12 protein-coding genes are annotated in these 18,194 nt (G+C 61.0%); 7 read left to right on the forward strand and 5 right to left on the reverse strand.

The genetic code is table 11. The features are described from left to right. Positions 1–28 precede the first annotated feature (28 nt). From ACIX8_RS08585 to ACIX8_RS08615, 7 genes are all read left to right on the forward strand, one after another. Positions 29–1,345: an MFS transporter gene (locus ACIX8_RS08585; protein WP_014264946.1), complete on the forward strand. Its 1,317-nt coding sequence runs from the start codon at positions 29–31 to the stop codon at positions 1,343–1,345. Next, the gene (locus ACIX8_RS08590) at positions 1,342–3,105 is read left to right on the forward strand and encodes a glycerophosphodiester phosphodiesterase family protein (RefSeq protein ID WP_014264947.1); all 1,764 of its coding nucleotides are present in this window, start codon (positions 1,342–1,344) and stop codon (positions 3,103–3,105) included. Before ACIX8_RS08585 ends, ACIX8_RS08590 begins: the two co-directional genes overlap by 4 nt. A 92-nt stretch (positions 3,106–3,197) precedes the next feature. Beyond that, complete coding sequence (locus tag ACIX8_RS08595; RefSeq protein ID WP_014264948.1) at positions 3,198–4,466, forward strand: nucleotidyltransferase family protein; 1,269 nt, start codon at positions 3,198–3,200, stop codon at positions 4,464–4,466. 144 nt (positions 4,467–4,610) lie between these two features. After that, the gene (locus tag ACIX8_RS08600) at positions 4,611–5,294 is read left to right on the forward strand and encodes a response regulator transcription factor (protein ID WP_014264949.1); all 684 of its coding nucleotides are present in this window, start codon (positions 4,611–4,613) and stop codon (positions 5,292–5,294) included. A gap of 36 nt (positions 5,295–5,330) precedes the next feature. Next, positions 5,331–7,172 carry an ATP-binding protein gene (locus tag ACIX8_RS08605; RefSeq protein ID WP_150110537.1) on the forward strand — a complete coding sequence of 614 codons (1,842 nt, stop codon included), beginning with the start codon at positions 5,331–5,333 and terminating at the stop codon, positions 7,170–7,172. Between the two features lie 113 nt (positions 7,173–7,285). After that, on the forward strand, positions 7,286–8,887 hold the full coding sequence (locus ACIX8_RS08610) for a hypothetical protein (protein ID WP_150110538.1): 1,602 nt from the start codon (positions 7,286–7,288) through the stop codon (positions 8,885–8,887). Positions 8,888–8,943: 56 nt separating this feature from the next. Then, positions 8,944–9,621 carry a cupredoxin domain-containing protein gene (locus tag ACIX8_RS08615; protein ID WP_014264952.1) on the forward strand — a complete coding sequence of 226 codons (678 nt, stop codon included), beginning with the start codon at positions 8,944–8,946 and terminating at the stop codon, positions 9,619–9,621. Between the two features lie 117 nt (positions 9,622–9,738). Here the strand turns inward: ACIX8_RS08615 and ACIX8_RS08620 are convergent, their stop codons facing one another. The 5 genes from ACIX8_RS08620 to nagA form a co-directional block, all read right to left on the reverse strand. Beyond that, complete coding sequence (locus ACIX8_RS08620) at positions 9,739–10,188, reverse strand: REP-associated tyrosine transposase (RefSeq protein ID WP_014264953.1); 450 nt, start codon at positions 10,186–10,188, stop codon at positions 9,739–9,741. A gap of 151 nt (positions 10,189–10,339) precedes the next feature. Next, complete coding sequence (locus tag ACIX8_RS08625; protein ID WP_014264954.1) at positions 10,340–11,716, reverse strand: FAD-containing oxidoreductase; 1,377 nt, start codon at positions 11,714–11,716, stop codon at positions 10,340–10,342. Between the two features lie 45 nt (positions 11,717–11,761). Then, positions 11,762–12,223, reverse strand: coding sequence for a DUF4126 family protein (locus ACIX8_RS08630; protein ID WP_014264955.1), 462 nt, complete (start codon positions 12,221–12,223; stop codon positions 11,762–11,764). A gap of 405 nt (positions 12,224–12,628) precedes the next feature. Further along, positions 12,629–17,005 (reverse strand): sodium:solute symporter family transporter, encoded by a 4,377-nt coding sequence (locus ACIX8_RS08635; protein WP_014264956.1) that lies wholly within the window; start codon positions 17,003–17,005, stop codon positions 12,629–12,631. Positions 17,006–17,026: 21 nt separating this feature from the next. Beyond that, positions 17,027–18,193 (reverse strand): N-acetylglucosamine-6-phosphate deacetylase, encoded by a 1,167-nt coding sequence (gene nagA / locus ACIX8_RS08640; RefSeq protein WP_014264957.1) that lies wholly within the window; start codon positions 18,191–18,193, stop codon positions 17,027–17,029. Between the last annotated feature and the right edge of the window lies 1 nt (position 18,194).

Raw genomic sequence — 18,194 nt, forward strand, 5'->3', positions numbered from 1 at the left:
TGCAGCGGCTGGTCCGGGGGGGACGATTGTGGAACTGTTACTGAGCCAGGCTGGAGCCGGGAAGGGAACTCCTTTCTGGAGGAGCCCTGCCGCGTGGTTGCGGGAGAAGAAGCTGAGCCGGGGCTTCTGGATCTTTTTTGCGGCCGCCTTCTTCTTTGATTTTGGATTTTCGATCTACATCTTCCTCTTCAATCTTTACCTGCTGGACTTTCACTTTAACGAGCGGGCGATGGGATTGATCGGCGGCGCCGCGACGCTTGGCCATGTGATGGGAACGCTGCCCGCGGGAGTGTTGGCGCGGAAGATCGGGATTCGACCGCTGATGATCGTCTGCTTTATTGCTTCCACCGTGCTTTGCGCTTTGCGTGTGGTGATTGTGCAGGAGCACGCGCAGCTTGTCCTGGCCTTTCTGAGCGGGGTGGCGATGTGCCTGTGGGGCGTGTGCTTTTTGCCGGCGGTGGCACGGCTTACGACAGAGGACAATCGCGCCTCGGCTTTCAGCTTCTTTTCCGTAAACACCGGTGTGGTTATGTTGGGCGGTATCGTGTGCGGATACTTGCAGCAGTGGCTGAAGATGGCCGGGCTGGTGTTGCAGCCGGTCGAGGTGAAACGGATCATCCTGCTGGCCTCTTGTGCTATTGCCGCGATCGGGTTGGTGGCGGTGCTGCGCCTGGAGATGCCTGCGATTCTGCAGGAGGAGTCTCAGGGCCAGAAACCGAAGCGCTGGATGCCGCATCCTTTTCTGCTGCGCTACCTGCCGGCGTTGGCTTTATGGACGGCGGTGCTGGTGGCGTTCACGCCGTTTGCCAACGTGTATTTATCGAAGAATCTACATGTCCCGATGTCGCGTATAGGGCTGATCTTTTCCGTAGCGCAGGTGTTGCAGCTTGTTGTTGGACTGTTGACGCCCGTGTTGTATCGCCGGTTGGGGATGGTTCCCGGAATCGTTGTGACCCAGATGGCTACAGCCGTGACGCTGGCATGCCTGGCGGCCACCCACGATAGTCAGGCAGCGATGGGTCTTTATCTTGGCTTCTCCGCGTTGCAGTGTATGAGTGCTCCGGGGCTGTACAACCTGTTGATGAGCAAGTTGCCGGACGAAGAACGCAGCACGGCGTCTTCGGGGGCATTGTTCTGCAACGCCGTGGTCTCCTCGGGAACGATGGCAGGAGCGGGAATTTTATTCGTTCGATTTGGATATCCGCATGTGTTGATGGGGATCGCGGGATTGGCCTTTGCGGTGGCGATGCTGTTCTGGTTACTGATCGGGCCTATGGATCGCCGCGTGCCGACGCAACCGCAGATTGAAGCTGGTTCGTTTGAAGGGATCGGGGTAGAGGGATGAAACGAGTCTGTGCCGTGTTTCTTGTGATGATGTGCGCGGCTGCTGTAAGGGCCAATGCCTTGCAGCCGGGTGTGCAGCTTCTGTGCCATCGCACGGCGAACCAGGATGTGCCGGAGAACACGCTGGAGTCGCTGGAACAGGCGGCACTGCTGGGCTGCAACGTAGTGGAGCTCGATGTGCGGCGCACGCTGGATGGAGAGCTGGTGTTGAACCACGATGGCATTCTGGAGCGGCTGACGGATGGCATCGGCGAAACGGAGCAGACTTATTCCGGCGATCTGCAGCTGCGCGATCTCGGCGGATGGATGGGCGACCGGTTTACCGGATTGCGAATCGCCAGGTTTGAGGATGCGCTGAACCTGGCGCGCAAGATGGACATTCGTCTGATCGTGGATATGAAGACGAAGGGCATGGGCGCGGATGTCCTGGAGTTGCTGCAGCGCGAAGGCATGCTGGAGCGTGTGCAGTTCAACGGCGAGTGGTCGGATGTAAAGCAGCTCTATCCGGCGGCGACGGACGCAGGCGCAGGGACGACGTGGGTGCAGCCTGGAGTGACGGTGGAGCAGGTGAAGGCGGCTCATCGCGAGGGTAAAGCCGTTGTAGTGAACTTCTCTGAGAACGATCATCAACTGGATCTGGCGGCCATGAAAGCTGCCGTGGCCGCGGGCGTGGACGGCATCAACGTGGACTACCCACGGTTGGGCGCGGACGCAGTGGGGCGTCCGGTGGAGCGGAAGATCAGTGCGCTGGAGGTCCAGGCGAACTCCGGTGAGAGCCTGTCGCGAGCGAAGGCCATTCTGGCGCTGTCGAAGTATCGCGGCTTTCCTCTCCAGGAGAAGTTTGCGCACTGGCTGCTAGATGCCGATGACCCTGTTTCGCGGGCGGCGGCGCTGGCGCTGGTGACGGCACGACCGCAGGCGATGGTGTCGGTGTTTGCTGAAGCGCTGCGGTCGGAGCATTCGGATGTCCGGGCGAATGCCGTATGGGCCCTGGGAATACTCCACGCGCCCGCGAGCGCATTGATCCCGCTGTTGCAGGACAAAGACCCGCGTGTGCTGCAGGAGACGTTGATGGCTCTGGCACGTGCTCCCGGCGATGTAAGCGCAGCGGCACTGCTGCCGCTGCTGTCGAATGAGACTCCGGCCGTGCGTGGAGCGGCGGCCCTGGCGCTGGCACAGCATCAGCCCGAGGTGGCGCTCAAGGCCATTCCGGCGCAGATGCAGGTGGAGATGAAGGCCTCTCTGAAGCTGGGAGAGGACTATGAACGGCGCGGCCACCCGCAGCTGACACCGGCGGAGACCGAGGACATTACGGGCCATTTCCGCAGCCAGATGAAGATGGTGCAGGCGATCTCCCTGCTGAAGATGCCAGGAGGCCTCCAGGCCCTGGAGGCGCTGGCCTTCCAGCCGGGAGAGGGTTCTACGCAGTTTGACGGCATGGTGGCCGGGTTCAAGCTGTGGGACAGGATCGGAGCGGACGCGCAACCGGCTATTGAGGCTTTGGGGTCGAGCGATAGCCAGATGGCGGATCGCACGGAGTGGATGCTGGTGCAGGCCGGACAAGCCGTGTTGCCGGACGTGCGGAAGGCCCTTGGCAGCGAGAAGCCGGTGGTCCGTGAGCGGGCGATCCGGATCGTGGCCTGGCAAGGGGATACAGAGTCGCTGGAGACGCTGCGGACGATGCAGAAGACGGATGCGGCCAATGCGGCGCTGGTGGCGTGGGCGATCGAGAAGATCGAGAGCCTGCATCCGAAGGTATAGGGGGAGCTTCGCCCCGCGACAAAGTGGTGACAATCGCCTTACAGCGTTATGACAACCCCGAGCCAAAGGCTGCATAGGATCGGATTGAGTCTATGCAGCGCTTGCACACAAATTCTGAAGGCTATCCCCTTAGCCGGGCACAGCAACTGCGCGAAGCCGTTCTGCTGACCTTCTGTGACCCCATGCCTGCGGAGTGCGAGCGGCTGCAGAAGCTTTCCGGCCGAGAGTGGCGGTCTCTGCTGACATGGCTGGATACCAGCGGAACGGCCCTGTACTTTCTCGATCGCCTCACGGAATTGGGGCGGTGCGAGATGCTTCCCCCGGAGGTGCTGGCGCGGTTGCAGCAGAATCTGCTGGACAATACGGAGCGCACCGGCGGCATGATCGCCGAATCGAACGCGATCCATCTCAGCTTCCAGAACGCCGGTCTTTCCTATGCGGCGCTGAAGGGGTTTTCCTTGTGGCCGGTCTCCGTGCCCAAGCCGGAGCTGCGCTCGCAGCTGGATCTGGACTTCCTGATCTCCGCACGGTGCGCCGCTGAGGCGCGGCGGATTCTTGAAGCCAGAGGGTTTCGTCTGAAAGCCATCAGTGGCAGGAGCTGGGAGTTCAAAACGAGTGATCCCGGCGAGATCTCGCTGGAGAGCCTCTACAAGTCCACGCCGCATCGCTCCGTGGAGCTGCATCTGGAGGCGGATGACCTTGGGCCGGATTCTCTCTTGGCCCGCACGGAGAAGCTCTGCTTTCACGATGTCTGTATGCCGGTCCTCCATCCGGTCGACCTCTTCCTGGGACAGGGGCTGCATCTGTACAAGCATGTTTGCGAAGAGTTCTGGCGCTCTGCCCACCTGATTGAGTTTCGGCGGCACGTTCAGGCGCGGTATCACGATGCGGCCTTCTGGCAGGAGCTACGGAAGCTCGCCGAAGGCAATCTGCGGGCCTCTGTCGGATTGGGCATCATTACGCTGCTGACCTCGCACATGATGGGTGACTTTGCGCCGGACGAGCTTACCTCATGGACGGTCGACCGGCTGCCGGTCCGGATACGGTTGTGGGTCGAAAGATATGGTCGTCACTCCGCCGTTGCCAGCCGTCCAGGAAAGCTCTATCTGCTGCTGCAAAAGGAACTGGAGCGCGCAGGCCTGACGGCCAAGCGGACGCTGCGCCAGGCGCTGCTACCCAGTCGGTTGCCGCCGGCCAAAGAGCTTGGCTCGGCGAATGAGACTCTGCTGGCGCGCCTCGTGCGGTATCGCAGGCAAGCGTTATTCACCTTGGTTCGGCTGCGCTTTCATCTTGTGGAGGGACTGCGCTATCTGCGGGAGTCCATCCGCTGGCAGCAATATGTAGACGGATTTGGTCGATAGATGCTGTTGTTTCTGCTTGTTAGCCTCAATGTCGTCTCTTTGTGTTTGAGTGAAATCTTTTTGAAGAAAGCCCTATGATGGTGAACACTAGGAGAAGAAGTTGTCACACGCTCCTTGTGTTCACGGGAATAACTGAGGAAGTGTATGAGTCTGATTCTTGTCATCGAAGATGATCCGCGTATCCAGCGAGCCCTGAAAAGACAGTTCACCGCAGAAGGTTACGAAGTCCACATCGAGGGCGAAGGGCCCGCCGGTCTTACCGCGTGCAAGAACATGCGGCCTGCGACCGTCGTGCTCGACCTGATGTTGCCGGGCCTCTCCGGCCGCGAGGTCTGCAAGGAGATCAAGGCCTGGTCACCGGACACTCCAGTCATCATCCTGAGCGCGATCAGTGAAGTCGCCGACAAGGTGCTTTTGCTGGAAACCGGCGCCGATGACTACGTAACCAAGCCTTTCAGTCCGCGAGAGCTGCTCGCCCGTGTGCAGGCCGCGATGCGGCGCACACGCAGGACAGTCCAGGAACCGCCGCTCAACTTTGGGAATGTCACGGTCGACTTTCTCAAGATGGAGGTCTACAAGGCTGGCTCCCTGGTGCCGCTCACTGCCCACGAGTTCAAGCTGCTGCGCTTCTTCCTCGACAACCCCGGACGTGCGATCGCCCGCGATGAACTGTTGAGCGGTGTCTGGGGTTTGAACTTCCACCTTACGACGCGCACTGTAGACAACCAGATCTTGAAGCTGCGCCAGAAGCTTGAAGCAGATCCGGCGAATCCGGTTCACTTTCGGACCGTGCACGGGTTCGGCTATAAGTTTGTGCCGCAGGCGTAGGGTGGTTCCGGAGATGCTCGAAGAGATCGTGAAGGAATGAAACAGTGGCGCATGCGTACGACCTTGATGGTCTCGCTCCTGGCGGTCTCCCTCGGGCTTACGGCGACGTGTCTGCTGATCATCCGGGTCAGTGTGGAGCAGGAGATCCGCAGGGGCCTGGATTCGGATCTCGACCACTCTCTCAGTACGTTTCGCAATACCGCCAGCCAGCGCAATGAGATGCTAACGCGCGAAGCGGCCCTGCTTGCCGACCTGCCTTATCTCAAGTCGACGATGTCGACCCAGGATGCGCGCACCATCCAGGACGGCAGCGGCGAGTTCTGGACCACCAGCGGCAGCGATTTCTTCGCACTTGCCTCACCAGCGGGCAAGCTCTTTACCCATTTGAACCGTGGTGCCGCGCTTGACGACATGCTGGTCGAGAGCGGTGTGCAGTCCTGCATGGTGGACGCCGAAGAGACCTGCATGGTCGCCTTCGGGCAGAGCCTCTATGAGCTTTCCATCCAGCCGGTTTATTTTGGGCCTCCGGCAAACGGCTCCCAACTGGGTTACGTCATCATCGGCTATGCCATCGATCATGCGGTAGCCCGCCAGGTGAGCGAGGTCGCCTCAGCCGATGTTGCCTTTATCGTCGACGGCAATGTCCTGGCGACGACGCTGCCTGCTGACCGGCTATCCGATCTTCAACTGCGCAGCCAGACGCTCGATGCAACAAACGCGACTCCGCAAAAGATCCAACTGCAACGCGAGGCCTATGTGGCGTCGGCGTCGGCGCTCACGGTAGCTGGGAGCATCCATGCCCAGCTCGTGGTGCTCAAGTCCTACGACCGCGCCAGCATGTATCTTCGCCGCGTCAACCAGTGGATTTTGGTGCTGGGCCTCTCTGCGCTGCCGATCGGCGTGCTGCTGGCCATGGCCATCTCGCGCACGGTGACTCGTCCGCTGGAGACGCTCGTGGCCGGCGCTCGCGCGCTGGGACAGGGCGACTTCAACTATGGCCTCAGTACAGAGGGCGCCGTCGAGGTGCGCGAGTTGGGGCTGGCCTTCGATCGTATGCGCGGGGAGTTGAAGCGCACGCAGCGAGAGCTGCTCGAGTCGGATCGCCTTGCCACGATCGGCAGAATGGCCAGTTCGGTCTCGCACGATCTGCGCCATCATCTCTCCGCGATCTATGCGAACGCCGAGTTCATGAGCCTGGACGGCACCGGGAACGAAGAGCGTCTTGAACTGCTCCTTGAGGTGAAAGAGGCGGTGCAGGGGATGACCGACCTTGTCGAATCGTTGCTGCTCTTCGGTCGAACCGGACAGGTGCTCCATGTGCAGTATGAGTCGATCGCTCACCTGGTGGAGCGCACGGTCCACTCCGTACGTCAGAATCCGGAGTGCCGGACGGTTCAGGTGACGATTGCGGAGCTCGAATCTGTTGATGCGTGGGTGGATAGTGTCAAGCTGGGACGTGCTCTCTACAATCTTGTCCTGAACGCCTGTCAGGCCACGAAGACTGGAACGGTGCCTCCGACCGTCACCATCACGCTCTCTGAGGACGCGGAGAAGATTCGCATTGCGATCTGCGACACTGGGAAGGGAGTTCCTGCAGCCATTCGCGGCACGCTCTTCCAGCCTTTCGTAAGCTCCGGTAAAGTGAATGGTACCGGTCTAGGGCTCACGGTGGCGCAGCACGTCGCTCAGGAACATGGTGGAGAGGTTCGGCTAGAAAAATCGGAGCCGGGGAAGACGATCTTCAGCATTCTCTTGTTCAAAAAAGCGCTCCAGGCCCTGGGGCAAAATCAGTCGGAATCGTATCTGGGTGAGCGCACCGCGGAGCAGGAAGGTGCGGAAGCAAAGACTGGACACGAACTTGAACGGGAGCGTCTATGAACCGAACATCGGAGACCCGAACGACAGGGGGCCAAGCTGCGACCTGTTGCGTCTCCCGTTCGCGACGTCGCGCTCCCTATGTTTTGACAGGTCTGTTCTTCGCCAGCTTACTCTTGCCCGCTTTTAGCGGCCGGCTTTTTGCCCAGACGACAACGCCTCCAGTTGCTTCCAGCAATACGCCGGCAGCAGAGAACGCCCAGCATCTGGCCGATATGGAGAAGCGCCTCAACGAGGTGACCGATGCACTTACGCAGACGCAGCAAACCCTGCAGCAATCCCTGCTTGAGATTCAGCGGCTCCGTGCACAACTGGATGCTTTACGCGCGGAGCAGACGAAGCTGCATGGCACGGCTCCAGAAGGCACCGTTGCTGGAAGTGTTCCAGAAAGTGTTCCTGGAAATGTTCAAGGAAGCATAGAAAAGACCCCGGAATCGGTCGTTGCCACCGGGCAGCCGCAGCCAGCTGTCAGCAGCAGCGGATCGACGAGTGAAGATATTGATGCTCTCCGGGAGCAGGTAGGGATCCTGCAGGCCGAGGTCAAGCAGCACGATCAGATCAAGGTCGAGACGGCTTCTAAATATCGTTTGCGGGTCACGGGACTGGCCCTCTTCAATGCCTTTTCGAATGCTGGCGTCGTCGACAACGTCCAGCTGCCGACGCTTGCCATGCCTCGCATTGCGGGGGCCTCTCATGGAAGCCTGGGCGGTACTGTGCGGCAGTCGCTGATTGGGGTAGAGGCAACCGGACCCACGATTAACGGCGCACGCAGCTATGCCGCACTCAGTGTCGACTTCTTTGGCGGCTCCTCTTCCAATACCTATGGCTACAACTCGACCACTGGCGTGGTGCGCCTGCGCTATGCGCAGATGGGCCTCGACTGGGACAAGACTACCGTTCAGGTCGGATATACAGAGCCGCTGATCTCACCCCTTTCGCCGACATCCTATGCGACAGTCGCCCAGCCTGCACTATCGGGTTCGGGCAATCTTTGGGAGTGGTCTCCCCAGCTTCGTGTCGAGCAGCGGGTACCGATCTCGGGCCAGCGCGGCCTTGCTTTGGAAGCGGGGCTGATCTCTCCGCAATCGATCGGGTATACGGCGACTCAGCTAGACACCCCAAGCGAAGCGTCTCGCCGTCCTGGCGTCGAAGGGCGTGTGTCCTATCGCTCGAACCTGGGGGGCAGCGACAGACCCTTTGCGATTGGCGTGGGAGCCTACACGGCCAGCCAGTTCTATGACGGGGACATCCATGTCCACTCCTGGGCGGTTACAGGGGATTGGCAGATTCCGCTATACAAATGGTTCGACCTGACCGGAGAGGCTTATCGGGGAAGGGCGCTTGGTGGTCTTGGCGGAGGCGGCTATAAAGACATGCTTTCTGGCACAGACCCTGTTACCGGTCTGCCGAAGAGCGAGGGCGTGGAGACCGCCGGCGGCTGGAGTCAGTTGAAGATTCACTTTCTCCCGACGCTCGAGGCCAATGCGGCTTATGGTCTTGACGATACCTTCACCAGCAACTTCGACAACCTGATTCTCATGAACCCAACCAATGCCCAGGTGGGTGCGCGCAACAGTTCCGTTATCGGCAATCTTGTCTTTCGGCCTAAGAGCTCCCTGATCTTCTCGCCTGAATATCGGCGTCTCCAGAGCTGGCGTTATATGGGACCTGCGAATATTGCCAATATCTTCACCCTCAGCGTGGGGTATCAATTTTGAACTTTTGTGCGGCGAAAATCCATGTCCGTTGGTTGAGCGCTTCTGTATTATGCGCGATGGCGGCAGTCTCGATCGGGATGGCGCAGGAAGTTGTGGAGGTCACGGCCCTCGTCGAAGTGACGCATCAGCATCGGCATGAGAGTCCGATGCATGCTGCCTCGGGCGATGTGGTCGTATGGCTTACGCCGCTGCAGAAGCTGCAGCATCTTCCCGAGCCGCATAAGCAGGTGTACACGCTGGCGCAGAAGAACAAGCAGTTTACGCCGCACATCCTGGTGGTCCCCACGGGAAGCAGTATCAACTTTCCCAATCTCGACCCGTTCTTCCATAATGTGTTTTCGCTGTTCGACGGCAAGCGATTCGATCTCGGCCTCTACGAAGCTCACACGCGCCGCGTCGTGCAGTTCGACAAGGAAGGCGTCTCCTACATCTTCTGCAACATCCACCCTGAGATGGGCGCTGTGGTGGTTTCTCTCAGCACTCCCTTCTATGGGGTATCGACGCCCGATGGGGCTGTGGTGCTGCATGATGTTCCCCCGGGCAGCTATCGTCTGAACGTCTGGGCGGAAAATGTCAGTCGCGATCTTTTGAATGGGTTGAGCCGTACTGTTGAAATTACAGATCACGATAACGAGCTGGGAACGCTTCGCCTGCAGACCAGCGGCGACATTATGGGACACCACGAGAATAAGTTTGGCGAGAGCTATGCGCCGGTGGCGAAGGATCCGTATTAGCGAACGATTCATGCGTTAACACAGCGCGAAGCGCCATCCGCGACGCTTAGCGTCGCGGAGACGGAGGGAGCAGGGGCCTTCAGGCCCCTGAATTTGGCCTGGGCAAGAACGTGGCCTTTAGGCCCGGAGGTGGAGCGGCATGGGGTCCAGCGGGCCACACCCTGCGGATGTGTAAGGATAAGCCTCCGGTGTCTGCGCGAGCCTCTCGTGAACAGGATTGTCTTCGATATACCTCACGCAGGTCAGGAACTTTTCTTCGTTCACAATCTGGCTCTCGTTAAAACTTCGCATCCAGACATCGAATTTGCTCTTCAAACGAAAAGAGAATCCGCCCTTGATGAACTGCACGGCCTTCTCTAGCGAAATGTCGTGGGCAGGCGTGATCAAAATGTGAAAGTGGTCGGGCATGATGACGAACGCATGAAGCAGGAATTTGCCCTGAGTGCGATAGTCAAAGATCGTTTGTTGTAATAGTTCAGCCGTGGCTGTGACCTGAAAGAGGCTTCGGCGTTGAGCTGTAACAGCGGTGACGTGGTAAGTTCGGGTTTCCTGTGGAGCACGATTCATGTGGGCAGCATAAACGAAAGGCCCGGGCCTAAAGGCCGCATTCTCGCTAGCTCTGAATTCAGGGGCCTGAAGGCCCCTGCTCCCTCCGCACCGCGACGCTAAAGCGTCACGGATGGCGCTTCGCGCTGTACTGTGAAGCCGTTCGATTGCCTCAATCCAACGGTTTCAAGCTCCCCAGCAAGGTTGGAATCAGCTCCGACACCGTGGGATGAATATGTACCGCGCGTTGGACGGTCGAGTAGGGAGCGCCCGCGTACATGGTGTCCAGCAGACAGTGGATGGCTTCGTCGCAACCGACACCCAGCAGCGACGCGCCGAGGACCTTCTTGCTCTCGGCGTCGACCAGCACCTTCATGAAGCCGAGGCTCTCGCCCTTCTCGACGGCGCGATTGACGCGGGTCATCGGCCGTGTGCCGATGAGAGCGCGCTTGCCGCTCTTGCGAACCTCCGTCTCGTTCATGCCGATGCGTGCCAGTGGCGGGTCCATGTACATCGCGTAGCAGGGGATACGGTCGCTGACGCGACGGGGATCGTTGTCGAGCAGGTTGGCGGCGACGATCTCGAAGTCGTTGTAGGCCGTGTGGGTGAAGGCCCCCTTGCCGTTGCAGTCGCCCATGGCATAGATGCCTTCGACGTTGGTGCGAAGCTGATCGTCGACGAGGACGTAGCCGCGCTCGTCGGTGGCTACGCCGGCGCGGTCCAGTCCGAGGTCCTGCGTATTGGGTGTCCGTCCAACAGCAAGCAGCACATGCGATCCAATGGATGGCGGCTCGTCGCTATTGCATTGCACGCCTACGCTGACTCCTTCGGCGTGCGGGACGAGGCTGATGCACTCGGCGTCGAGCCGGACATGGATGCCTTCACCCTGCAGGATGTCGAGCACGGCGGCGGAGACGTCTTCGTCTTCGTGCTGTACGAGCCGCGAGGCCTTCTCTATGATCGTCACTTCGCTGCCGAAGCGGCGATACATCTGGCCGAATTCGATGCCGATGTAGCTGCCGCCCACGATGATGAGGTGCTTGGGCAGAGTCTCCAGAGCGAGCAGGCTGGTGTTGGTGAGGAAGGGAACTTCGTGGATGCCGGGGAAGTCGGGGATTGTGGCACGTCCGCCGACGTTGAGGAAGATCTGTTTGGCTTCGAGACGGTCGTCTCCGACCTTGACTGTGTGCCGAGATTCAAAGCTGGCGGTGCCGGTAAAGACGGTGCAGCGAGGATTCTTGCGCAAGGAGTTCTCGACGCCGTTTCGTGACTTCGCGACGATCGCTTCGCGGCGCGCGATGACGGCCTTCATATCGATTTCGACGGGGCCGTTGAGCTTGACACCATACTCCGCCGCGCGGCGGGCGGTGTGGGCTGCGTAGGCGCTGGCGACCATGGCCTTCGTCGGGGTGCAGCCTGTATTGACGCAGGTTCCGCCGAAGAGTTTGCGCTCCACAAAGGCGACGGTCATGCCTGCTTCTGTAAGGCGGCTGGCGAGCGAGGGGCCGGCTTGACCGGCCCCAATGATGATGGCGTCGAACGTCTGCATCGTTTCCTGCTTCCTGCGGTTGGTCGTTTTGCTTCTTCAGTTTCGTTAGATGTGCGTCACGATGAGATAGCTGCCAACAATGGCGACGGCGTCTTCCAGCAGCGCCGCTGGGAGATCCTTGCCGAAGGCCGCGGCCAGTGCGCCGCGAACGGCGGCACCGCCCAGGGTTCCGATGACCGCTCCGATGGCGCCGCAGACCATGCCGGTCCAGACGGAACCAACGCCCAGACCGATGGCCGCACCGGAGAAGGCTCCGAAGACAATACGCGCGATGAACGAAGGAGGAGCCTTGCGGCTGGGAGTCTTGGGCAGCTTGTCATTGACCAGCTCAAACAAGGCAAGGAGCGTGAGAATGCAGACCGTGATGAGGTTGCCAAGGAAAGCCAGGTGCGTGCCTGCGAGGGGAAGCAGACCGCAGCGTGCAGCCCAGCTTACGGCGGTAGGAGCGGTAAAGGCGCGGAGTCCGGCGATAACGCCGATCAGGAGTGCGAGGATGATCACGTGCATGGGAGTCTCCTTCGAGGTGGAGTTCTTATTCAGCCTGACTGCCTGCAGTGGATGTAGTTTAAGGCTGACCCATCCTACAGCGAGTTGACGGAGAGAGCCAGAAGGTTTTTAGCTTGCTGGCTAGTCGAGCCTGAGGTTGTTGTTTGTTTTTCGTCGTTGCTTGTTTTTCGTCGTCATCCTGAGCCGTAGGCGAAGGACCCCCGCATTTTGTGGTGGCACGTATGCAAAGCGCACCACAAGCGCTGAGGCGTTTCGCTTTGCGCCCGTGGCTGCACAGACGAGAAGCGCACTAACATTAACGGGTTTCGCCTGGCGTTCGTGGTGGCATCAATGCGGGGGCCTTCGCCTACGGCTCAGGATGACGAAAAACAAGCAACAACAAAAGCAAATGGCTGAAGGCTCGATCTATTGATAGAGCAGATAAGCCGCACGCCGGTCCATGAAGTCATGGAGCGAGGGCTGCCACGATGCGGCGATCGTGCGTGGATCATCGCCACGTTCGAGCGAGTCCATGGTGGCGCGATTCACGATGAGGCGCATCGCCTTCTCCACTTGAAACTGCTCCGGATAGAGGCGATGCAGCACGCTGAGAATCTCGATGCCCATTGCGGGAGCATCGAGCACTTTGCGATCGGTGAGAGTCGCGCGCACGGCTTCGATCGTCTGGCCGTGGAAAGGGTAGTGGTTGGTGTCTTCGGAGATCGCGGTCGTCGTTGCGGCGAATGTCACGCCGGGGATATTCCGGGCATTGAGAGCTGCAGCTACATCGGCGGCCTTGAACCATGCAGGCTTCTGTGCACCAGTCTTCGAGTCTTTGGCAGGCACACCCGCGCCGAAGAGCTCGAAGGGGATTGCCGTGCCGCGTCCTACGGAGACGTTGGTCGTCTCCAGAAGCCCCATCCCCGGATAGAGTGTCGCGGCGGTGACGCTGCGTAGGTTGGGGCTGGGATTGACCCACGGCAGGCCGGTGTTGTCGAAGAATTCAGCGCGTGACCAGTGCTGCATCGGAATCACGGTAAGGTGTGCGCCGAGTCCTTTGCTGGATGGCGCTTGCGTGGCACGTGTGCGGTTGGCGGGGTCAGCCTCCGCGAAGAGTGCATCGCCGTGTGCGAGCGTCGAGGTCGCTTCGCCGTTGATGTATTGCGCGAGCTCTCCCAGCGTAAGGCCATTGCGCACGGGGAGCGGCATGTAATCAGTGTAGGACTCAAGACCCGCATCAGAGATCGGCCCCTGCACCTGTTCGCCGCCGATGAGGTTCGGGCGGTCGAGCACGAGGATCTCCAGGTCGTGATGGAACTCGTTCTTCTCCCGCGCGGCGGCTTCGAGGAAGTATCCGGTGACCGCTTCGTAGGTGTAGAAACGAACGCCCGCATCCTGCAGGTCAATCACGACCGCGTCGAGGTCTTTCAACTGCTCGTGCGAGGGGCGGCGGTCTGCGTCCTTCGCGCCATAGAGGCTGGTGACATGCAGGCCGGTGGCGGGATCAACTTCGGCGGCGATGGAGGTGGTGTCCTGTTTGCCGAAGATGCCATGTTCGGGAGAGAAGAGCGTGACGAGGTGGATCTTGTCTTCGCTGAGGTCAGGGCTGTGGAGGATATCTACCGTTCTCCGTCCCTGACTGTCGAGGCCTGTCTGGTTGGTGAGGAGCCCAAGACGGGCCTGCCCGTGATGTCTGCTCGCGAGTTCGTGCAGCGCGGCGTTGTGGGGTAGCTCGAGAACGTCGATGCCGGTGAGAGTGCGAGAGGATGAGATGCTCGAGCTGGTTCCTGACTCGTAGAGGTGCAGTGCCTGAGCCGCAGCGGAGGCGAACTCGCCGCGAAGATTCGAGATCGGCGGATTCCCGTGTGGATGGATCGCGTTTGCCAGCAAAATGACGTAGGTGTTGGAGCCGGGATCCATCCAGAGAGTGGTGCCGGTGAAGCCGGTGTGGCCGAAGCTGCCGATGGGGAAGACCGCGCCGCGTGGTTTGGAGAAGGCTGTGTCGATATCCCAGCCGTAGCCGCGCAGATCCTGCTCTTTGATGGCTGGATACATCGGTGCCAGTAGCGGAGCCGCTGGCTTCATTCCTGCGGCGATAGCTGCACGCTCAGCCGCATTGGCTTTCGTGAGCTGCTGGGCGTTGTGCCCGGGCTGCTCGGGAGTGGTCATCAGCTCGAGCGTCGATTGCTTCAGCGGGAAGTTGCTGGGACGGCCCGCGAGACGATCCAGTAAGCCCTGGGCGAAGAGCGAGACGTCGGCGGCGGTGGAGAAGACGCCAGCGTGGCCAGCGACACCCCCCATGCGGCGGGTGCTGGGATCATGTACCGAGCCGCGCAGCAGACGGTCGAAGTCAGGGTTGGTAGCAGGATCAGATTTGCCTTCATCATCGTGCGCGGTGGGGGCGATGCGCGGTAGGAGCGAGGTGCTCCAGTCTCCCTGGGGGCAGGCAAACAGCATATGCCCCGGCGGTGTGCGCTGCCATGCGATAGCCGAGCCGATGACCTGGTGCGGGCCGCAGGCCTTTGCGAGAGGGAGGTAGCGGGTCTCCGTCATCTCCAGCGGTTTGTAGATGTGCTCCTGGGCATAGACATCGAGCGATTCGCCACTGAGGGTCTCGACGAGGTCGCCGAGCAGGATGAAGTTGATGTCCGAGTAGCGAAAGACCGCGCCCGGTGCGGACTGTAGTGGCGTCGTAAGCGCGCGGTGGAAGCCTTCGGCTTTGTCCGGTGCTGCCAGTCCCCAGGCGTCCTTCTGGTTGACGTCGGGAGCCTCGCCGGAGGTGTGAGTGAGCAGCATGCGGATCGTTACCTGCGCGCGCTGGGCGTCGTTCGTGACGTTGAACGCGGGCAGGTACTTCTGGATGGGATCGTCGAACTGCAGCTTGCCCTGCTCGTAGAGCTGCATCACGGCTGTGGCAGTGGAGAGGCACTTGGTGAGTGAGGCCATGTCGAAGATCGTGTCTTCGGTCATGGGTTCGGCGGGGGAGGGGGTGCCGTCGAGGCCGGGCTCTCCGGCGAGTTTGCGGAGGCCATAGGCCTGCTTGAAGACAATGTGGCCGCCGTGGCCGACCACGACGACGGCACCGGGGAGTTTATGCGCGGCGATGGCATCGTTGAGGAGCGTGGAGAGGGGGGTGAAGTCGGCGGTGGCGGTCGGCATGGGCGCTGGTCCCTGACGGACAGCAGGTTCCTCGGCTACGCCTCGGAATGACAACAAGAAAAGCAACGGCAAGAACAGGAGCGGCAGTGCGTTGGCTAGAGCCGTGCGGCTCTGCTGCGATTGCTTGCGGAAGATGAGGCTGGCGAGGGAGCCGATGGCGAAGGTCGCGAGGGCGCCAATGAGGACGTACCACGTGAAGGCGACGTGTGGGATAGTGATGGAGCCGAGGTGCACAGGGAACACTCCTTGCCAGAGCCAAAGATTCAGCGCGAAGCCGCAGACCATGCCGATGATCGCTCCGACCTCTGTGGCGAAGCGGGTGAGTGTGCCGAGCAGGAAGACTCCTAGCAGACAGCCGTAGGCGACCGAAGCGATGGAGAGGCCGATCTCGACGACATGTCCCTTGCCTCCGACGCCAACCGAATAGACAGCAATGGCGAAGAGCACCAGTGCCCACAGCACTGTCGAAGACTTCGAAATGATCGCTCGTTCGCGATCGTCGGCCTGCGGGCGCAGGTGCATATAGAAATCGACGACGGTCGTTGACGACAGAGAGTTGAGTGCGGCGGAGAGGTTCGACATTGCCGCTGCGAGGATCGCCGCGACGAGCAGACCGGCGATGCCGATCGGCATCTCGCGAACGATGAAGGTTGGGAAGATGCGATCGGAGCTGGTGAAGGTCGCGGGATGCTGGCCGTAGAAGACATACAGCCCCACGCCGATTAGCAGAAAGAATGCGAACTGCGCAAAGATCACAACGCCGGAGCTGAGAATGGCCAGGCGTGACTCGCGCAGGTTGCGCGCGGCCAGCATGCGCTGCACCATCAATTGGTCTGTGCCGTGCGAGGCCATCGTCAGGAACGTTCCGCCGAGCACACCGGCCCAGAAGGTGTAATTCTTCGTAAGGTTCATGCTGAAGTCGAGCATGTGGAATTTGCCTGCGGCTGAGGCCACGGCATGGATATGAGCCCATCCTCCATTGACGTGCGAGCCCAGTGTGAGGAGCGCGACGAGCGTGCCGCCGACGTAGATCGCCATCTGCACGACGTCGGTCCAGATGACCGCTGCCATGCCGCCTTCGAAGGTGTAGAGCAGCGTCAGCGCGGAGATGATGGCGATGCTCAGGATGTCGCGGGTGCCGATGGCGATGCCGACGACGATGGACACTGCGAAGACACGCACGCCTTCGGCTGCGGCGCGTGTCAGCAGGAAGAGCGCCGCCGTTACCTTGTGCAGCACGGGACCGAAGCGCTGGTCGATGAGCTGATAGGCGGTGAGCATCTCGCCCGCGAAGTAGCGCGGCAGGAACAGCGCGGCCACGACGATGCGTCCCAGCATGTAGCCGATCACGACCTGCAGGAATCCGAAGTCCCCGGCGAAGGCGACGCCGGGGATGGAGATGATGGTCAGGGTCGAGGTCTCGGCCGACACGATGGAGAGCGCGATGGCCCACCAGGGAATCGTGTTGTTGGCGAGGAAGTAGCTCTTGAGCGAACGGTCGGACTTCGCGCCGCCGGACTTGCCGCGGAAGCGCAGGCCGAAGAGCGTGATGCCTATGAGGTAGATCGCCACCAGCGTTAGATCGAAGGCACTGAGCCGTGTTGAAGGAATGCCAAGCGCAAGTGCGGCGATCGTGTTCGGCAAATGGGTTCTCCCTGGGTTGGACTAGATCGCTCGTCCGCGAATATAGGTGGCGACGAGGTTGTTCTTCGCGTCGAAGCGATTGAGGTTGGCGAACGATCCCGGAGCGAGCCGTGTGAGCTCCGGCCTGCCCAGCATGGCTGCGGGGTTGTGGGATGCAAGCCGAACCGCATCGCCTACCGAGGCATTGGTGAACCGCTGCAGGTTGGCGACAGCTCGGTCCAGCGTCAGCACTGAGCCGGCCAGCGTCTCTTTTCCGGCGGCCATGTCCTCGACCAACTGGGCACGGCCATGCGCCACGCGGACGGCCAGGCCACCGAGGGTGTAGTCCCCATCGGGCATACCCGCTGCGGACATCGCATCGGTGACGAGGATGGCATGGTCAAGCCCCTTGGCCTGCAACCAGAGCCGCACCAGGGGGGGCGCGACGTGGATGCCGTCGCAGATAAGCTCGGCAAAGATCTCGGGATGATCGGGATGGGGATCGAGCACGGTGCCGAGCACACCGGGCTCGCGGTGGTCGAGCGCGCGCATGGCGTTGAAGGTGTGGGTCGCACTGTTGGCTCCGGCTCCGATGCCTGCGATGGCTTCGGCGGCGGTCGCATTGGTATGGCCCAGCGAGAGCTTTACGCCCTGCCGATGAGCGTGCGCGATCAGACCGATGGCACCGGGAAGCTCCGGCGCGATTGTCATCAGCACGATGTGCCCGCGTGCCGCGGCCTGGAAGCGGTCGAAGAGCTCGATGCTTGGGGTCTGCAGCTCCTGCGTCGGATGCACGCCGCGCTTGGCGCTCGAAAGAAACGGGCCTTCGAGATGGATGCCGACGGGTTTCGCTTCGCCGTCGTGCGGCGCGGATTCAATGGCCTGGGCCAGGGCTTCGAGCGCGCGGAGCGTGGCATCCTCCGCGGCGGTCACGGTCGTCGGCAGATAGTGCGCGACGCCGCGCTTGGCGAGAAAGCGCTGGACCTCGCTGAGGTCCGAGGGCGAGGAGTACATCACGTCATGCCCCATGGCGCCGTGGATGTGCACGTCGAAGAAGCCCGAGGTCAGCGTGTCCTGCTCGTTCGCCAGGGCGCGAGGGTCGGAGCTGATATCGGTGATGGTGCCGTCATCGGAGACGGTGATCACGGGGAATTCGACCGAACCAATGTCGGTTACAAGACGGCGGGCAGTAAGCGTAGTGGTAGTCATG

This window comes from Granulicella mallensis MP5ACTX8 (assembly GCF_000178955.2).
In the GTDB taxonomy this organism is placed as follows: domain Bacteria; phylum Acidobacteriota; class Terriglobia; order Terriglobales; family Acidobacteriaceae; genus Granulicella; species Granulicella mallensis.

What these genes read in the sequence shown, in the direction of transcription:
- ACIX8_RS08590 (WP_014264947.1), top strand. Translation starts at nt 1,342, where the DNA reads ATGAAACGAGTCTGTGCCGTGTTTCTTGTGATGATGTGCGCGGCTGCT.
- ACIX8_RS08595 (WP_014264948.1), top strand. Translation starts at nt 3,198, where the DNA reads ATGCAGCGCTTGCACACAAATTCTGAAGGCTATCCCCTTAGCCGGGCA.
- ACIX8_RS08600 (WP_014264949.1), top strand. Translation starts at nt 4,611, where the DNA reads ATGAGTCTGATTCTTGTCATCGAAGATGATCCGCGTATCCAGCGAGCC.
- ACIX8_RS08605 (WP_150110537.1), top strand. Translation starts at nt 5,331, where the DNA reads ATGAAACAGTGGCGCATGCGTACGACCTTGATGGTCTCGCTCCTGGCG.
- ACIX8_RS08615 (WP_014264952.1), top strand. Translation starts at nt 8,944, where the DNA reads ATGGCGGCAGTCTCGATCGGGATGGCGCAGGAAGTTGTGGAGGTCACG.
- ACIX8_RS08620 (WP_014264953.1), bottom strand. Translation starts at nt 10,188, where the DNA reads ATGAATCGTGCTCCACAGGAAACCCGAACTTACCACGTCACCGCTGTT.
- ACIX8_RS08625 (WP_014264954.1), bottom strand. Translation starts at nt 11,716, where the DNA reads ATGCAGACGTTCGACGCCATCATCATTGGGGCCGGTCAAGCCGGCCCC.
- ACIX8_RS08630 (WP_014264955.1), bottom strand. Translation starts at nt 12,223, where the DNA reads ATGCACGTGATCATCCTCGCACTCCTGATCGGCGTTATCGCCGGACTC.
- nagA (WP_014264957.1), bottom strand. Translation starts at nt 18,193, where the DNA reads ATGACTACCACTACGCTTACTGCCCGCCGTCTTGTAACCGACATTGGT.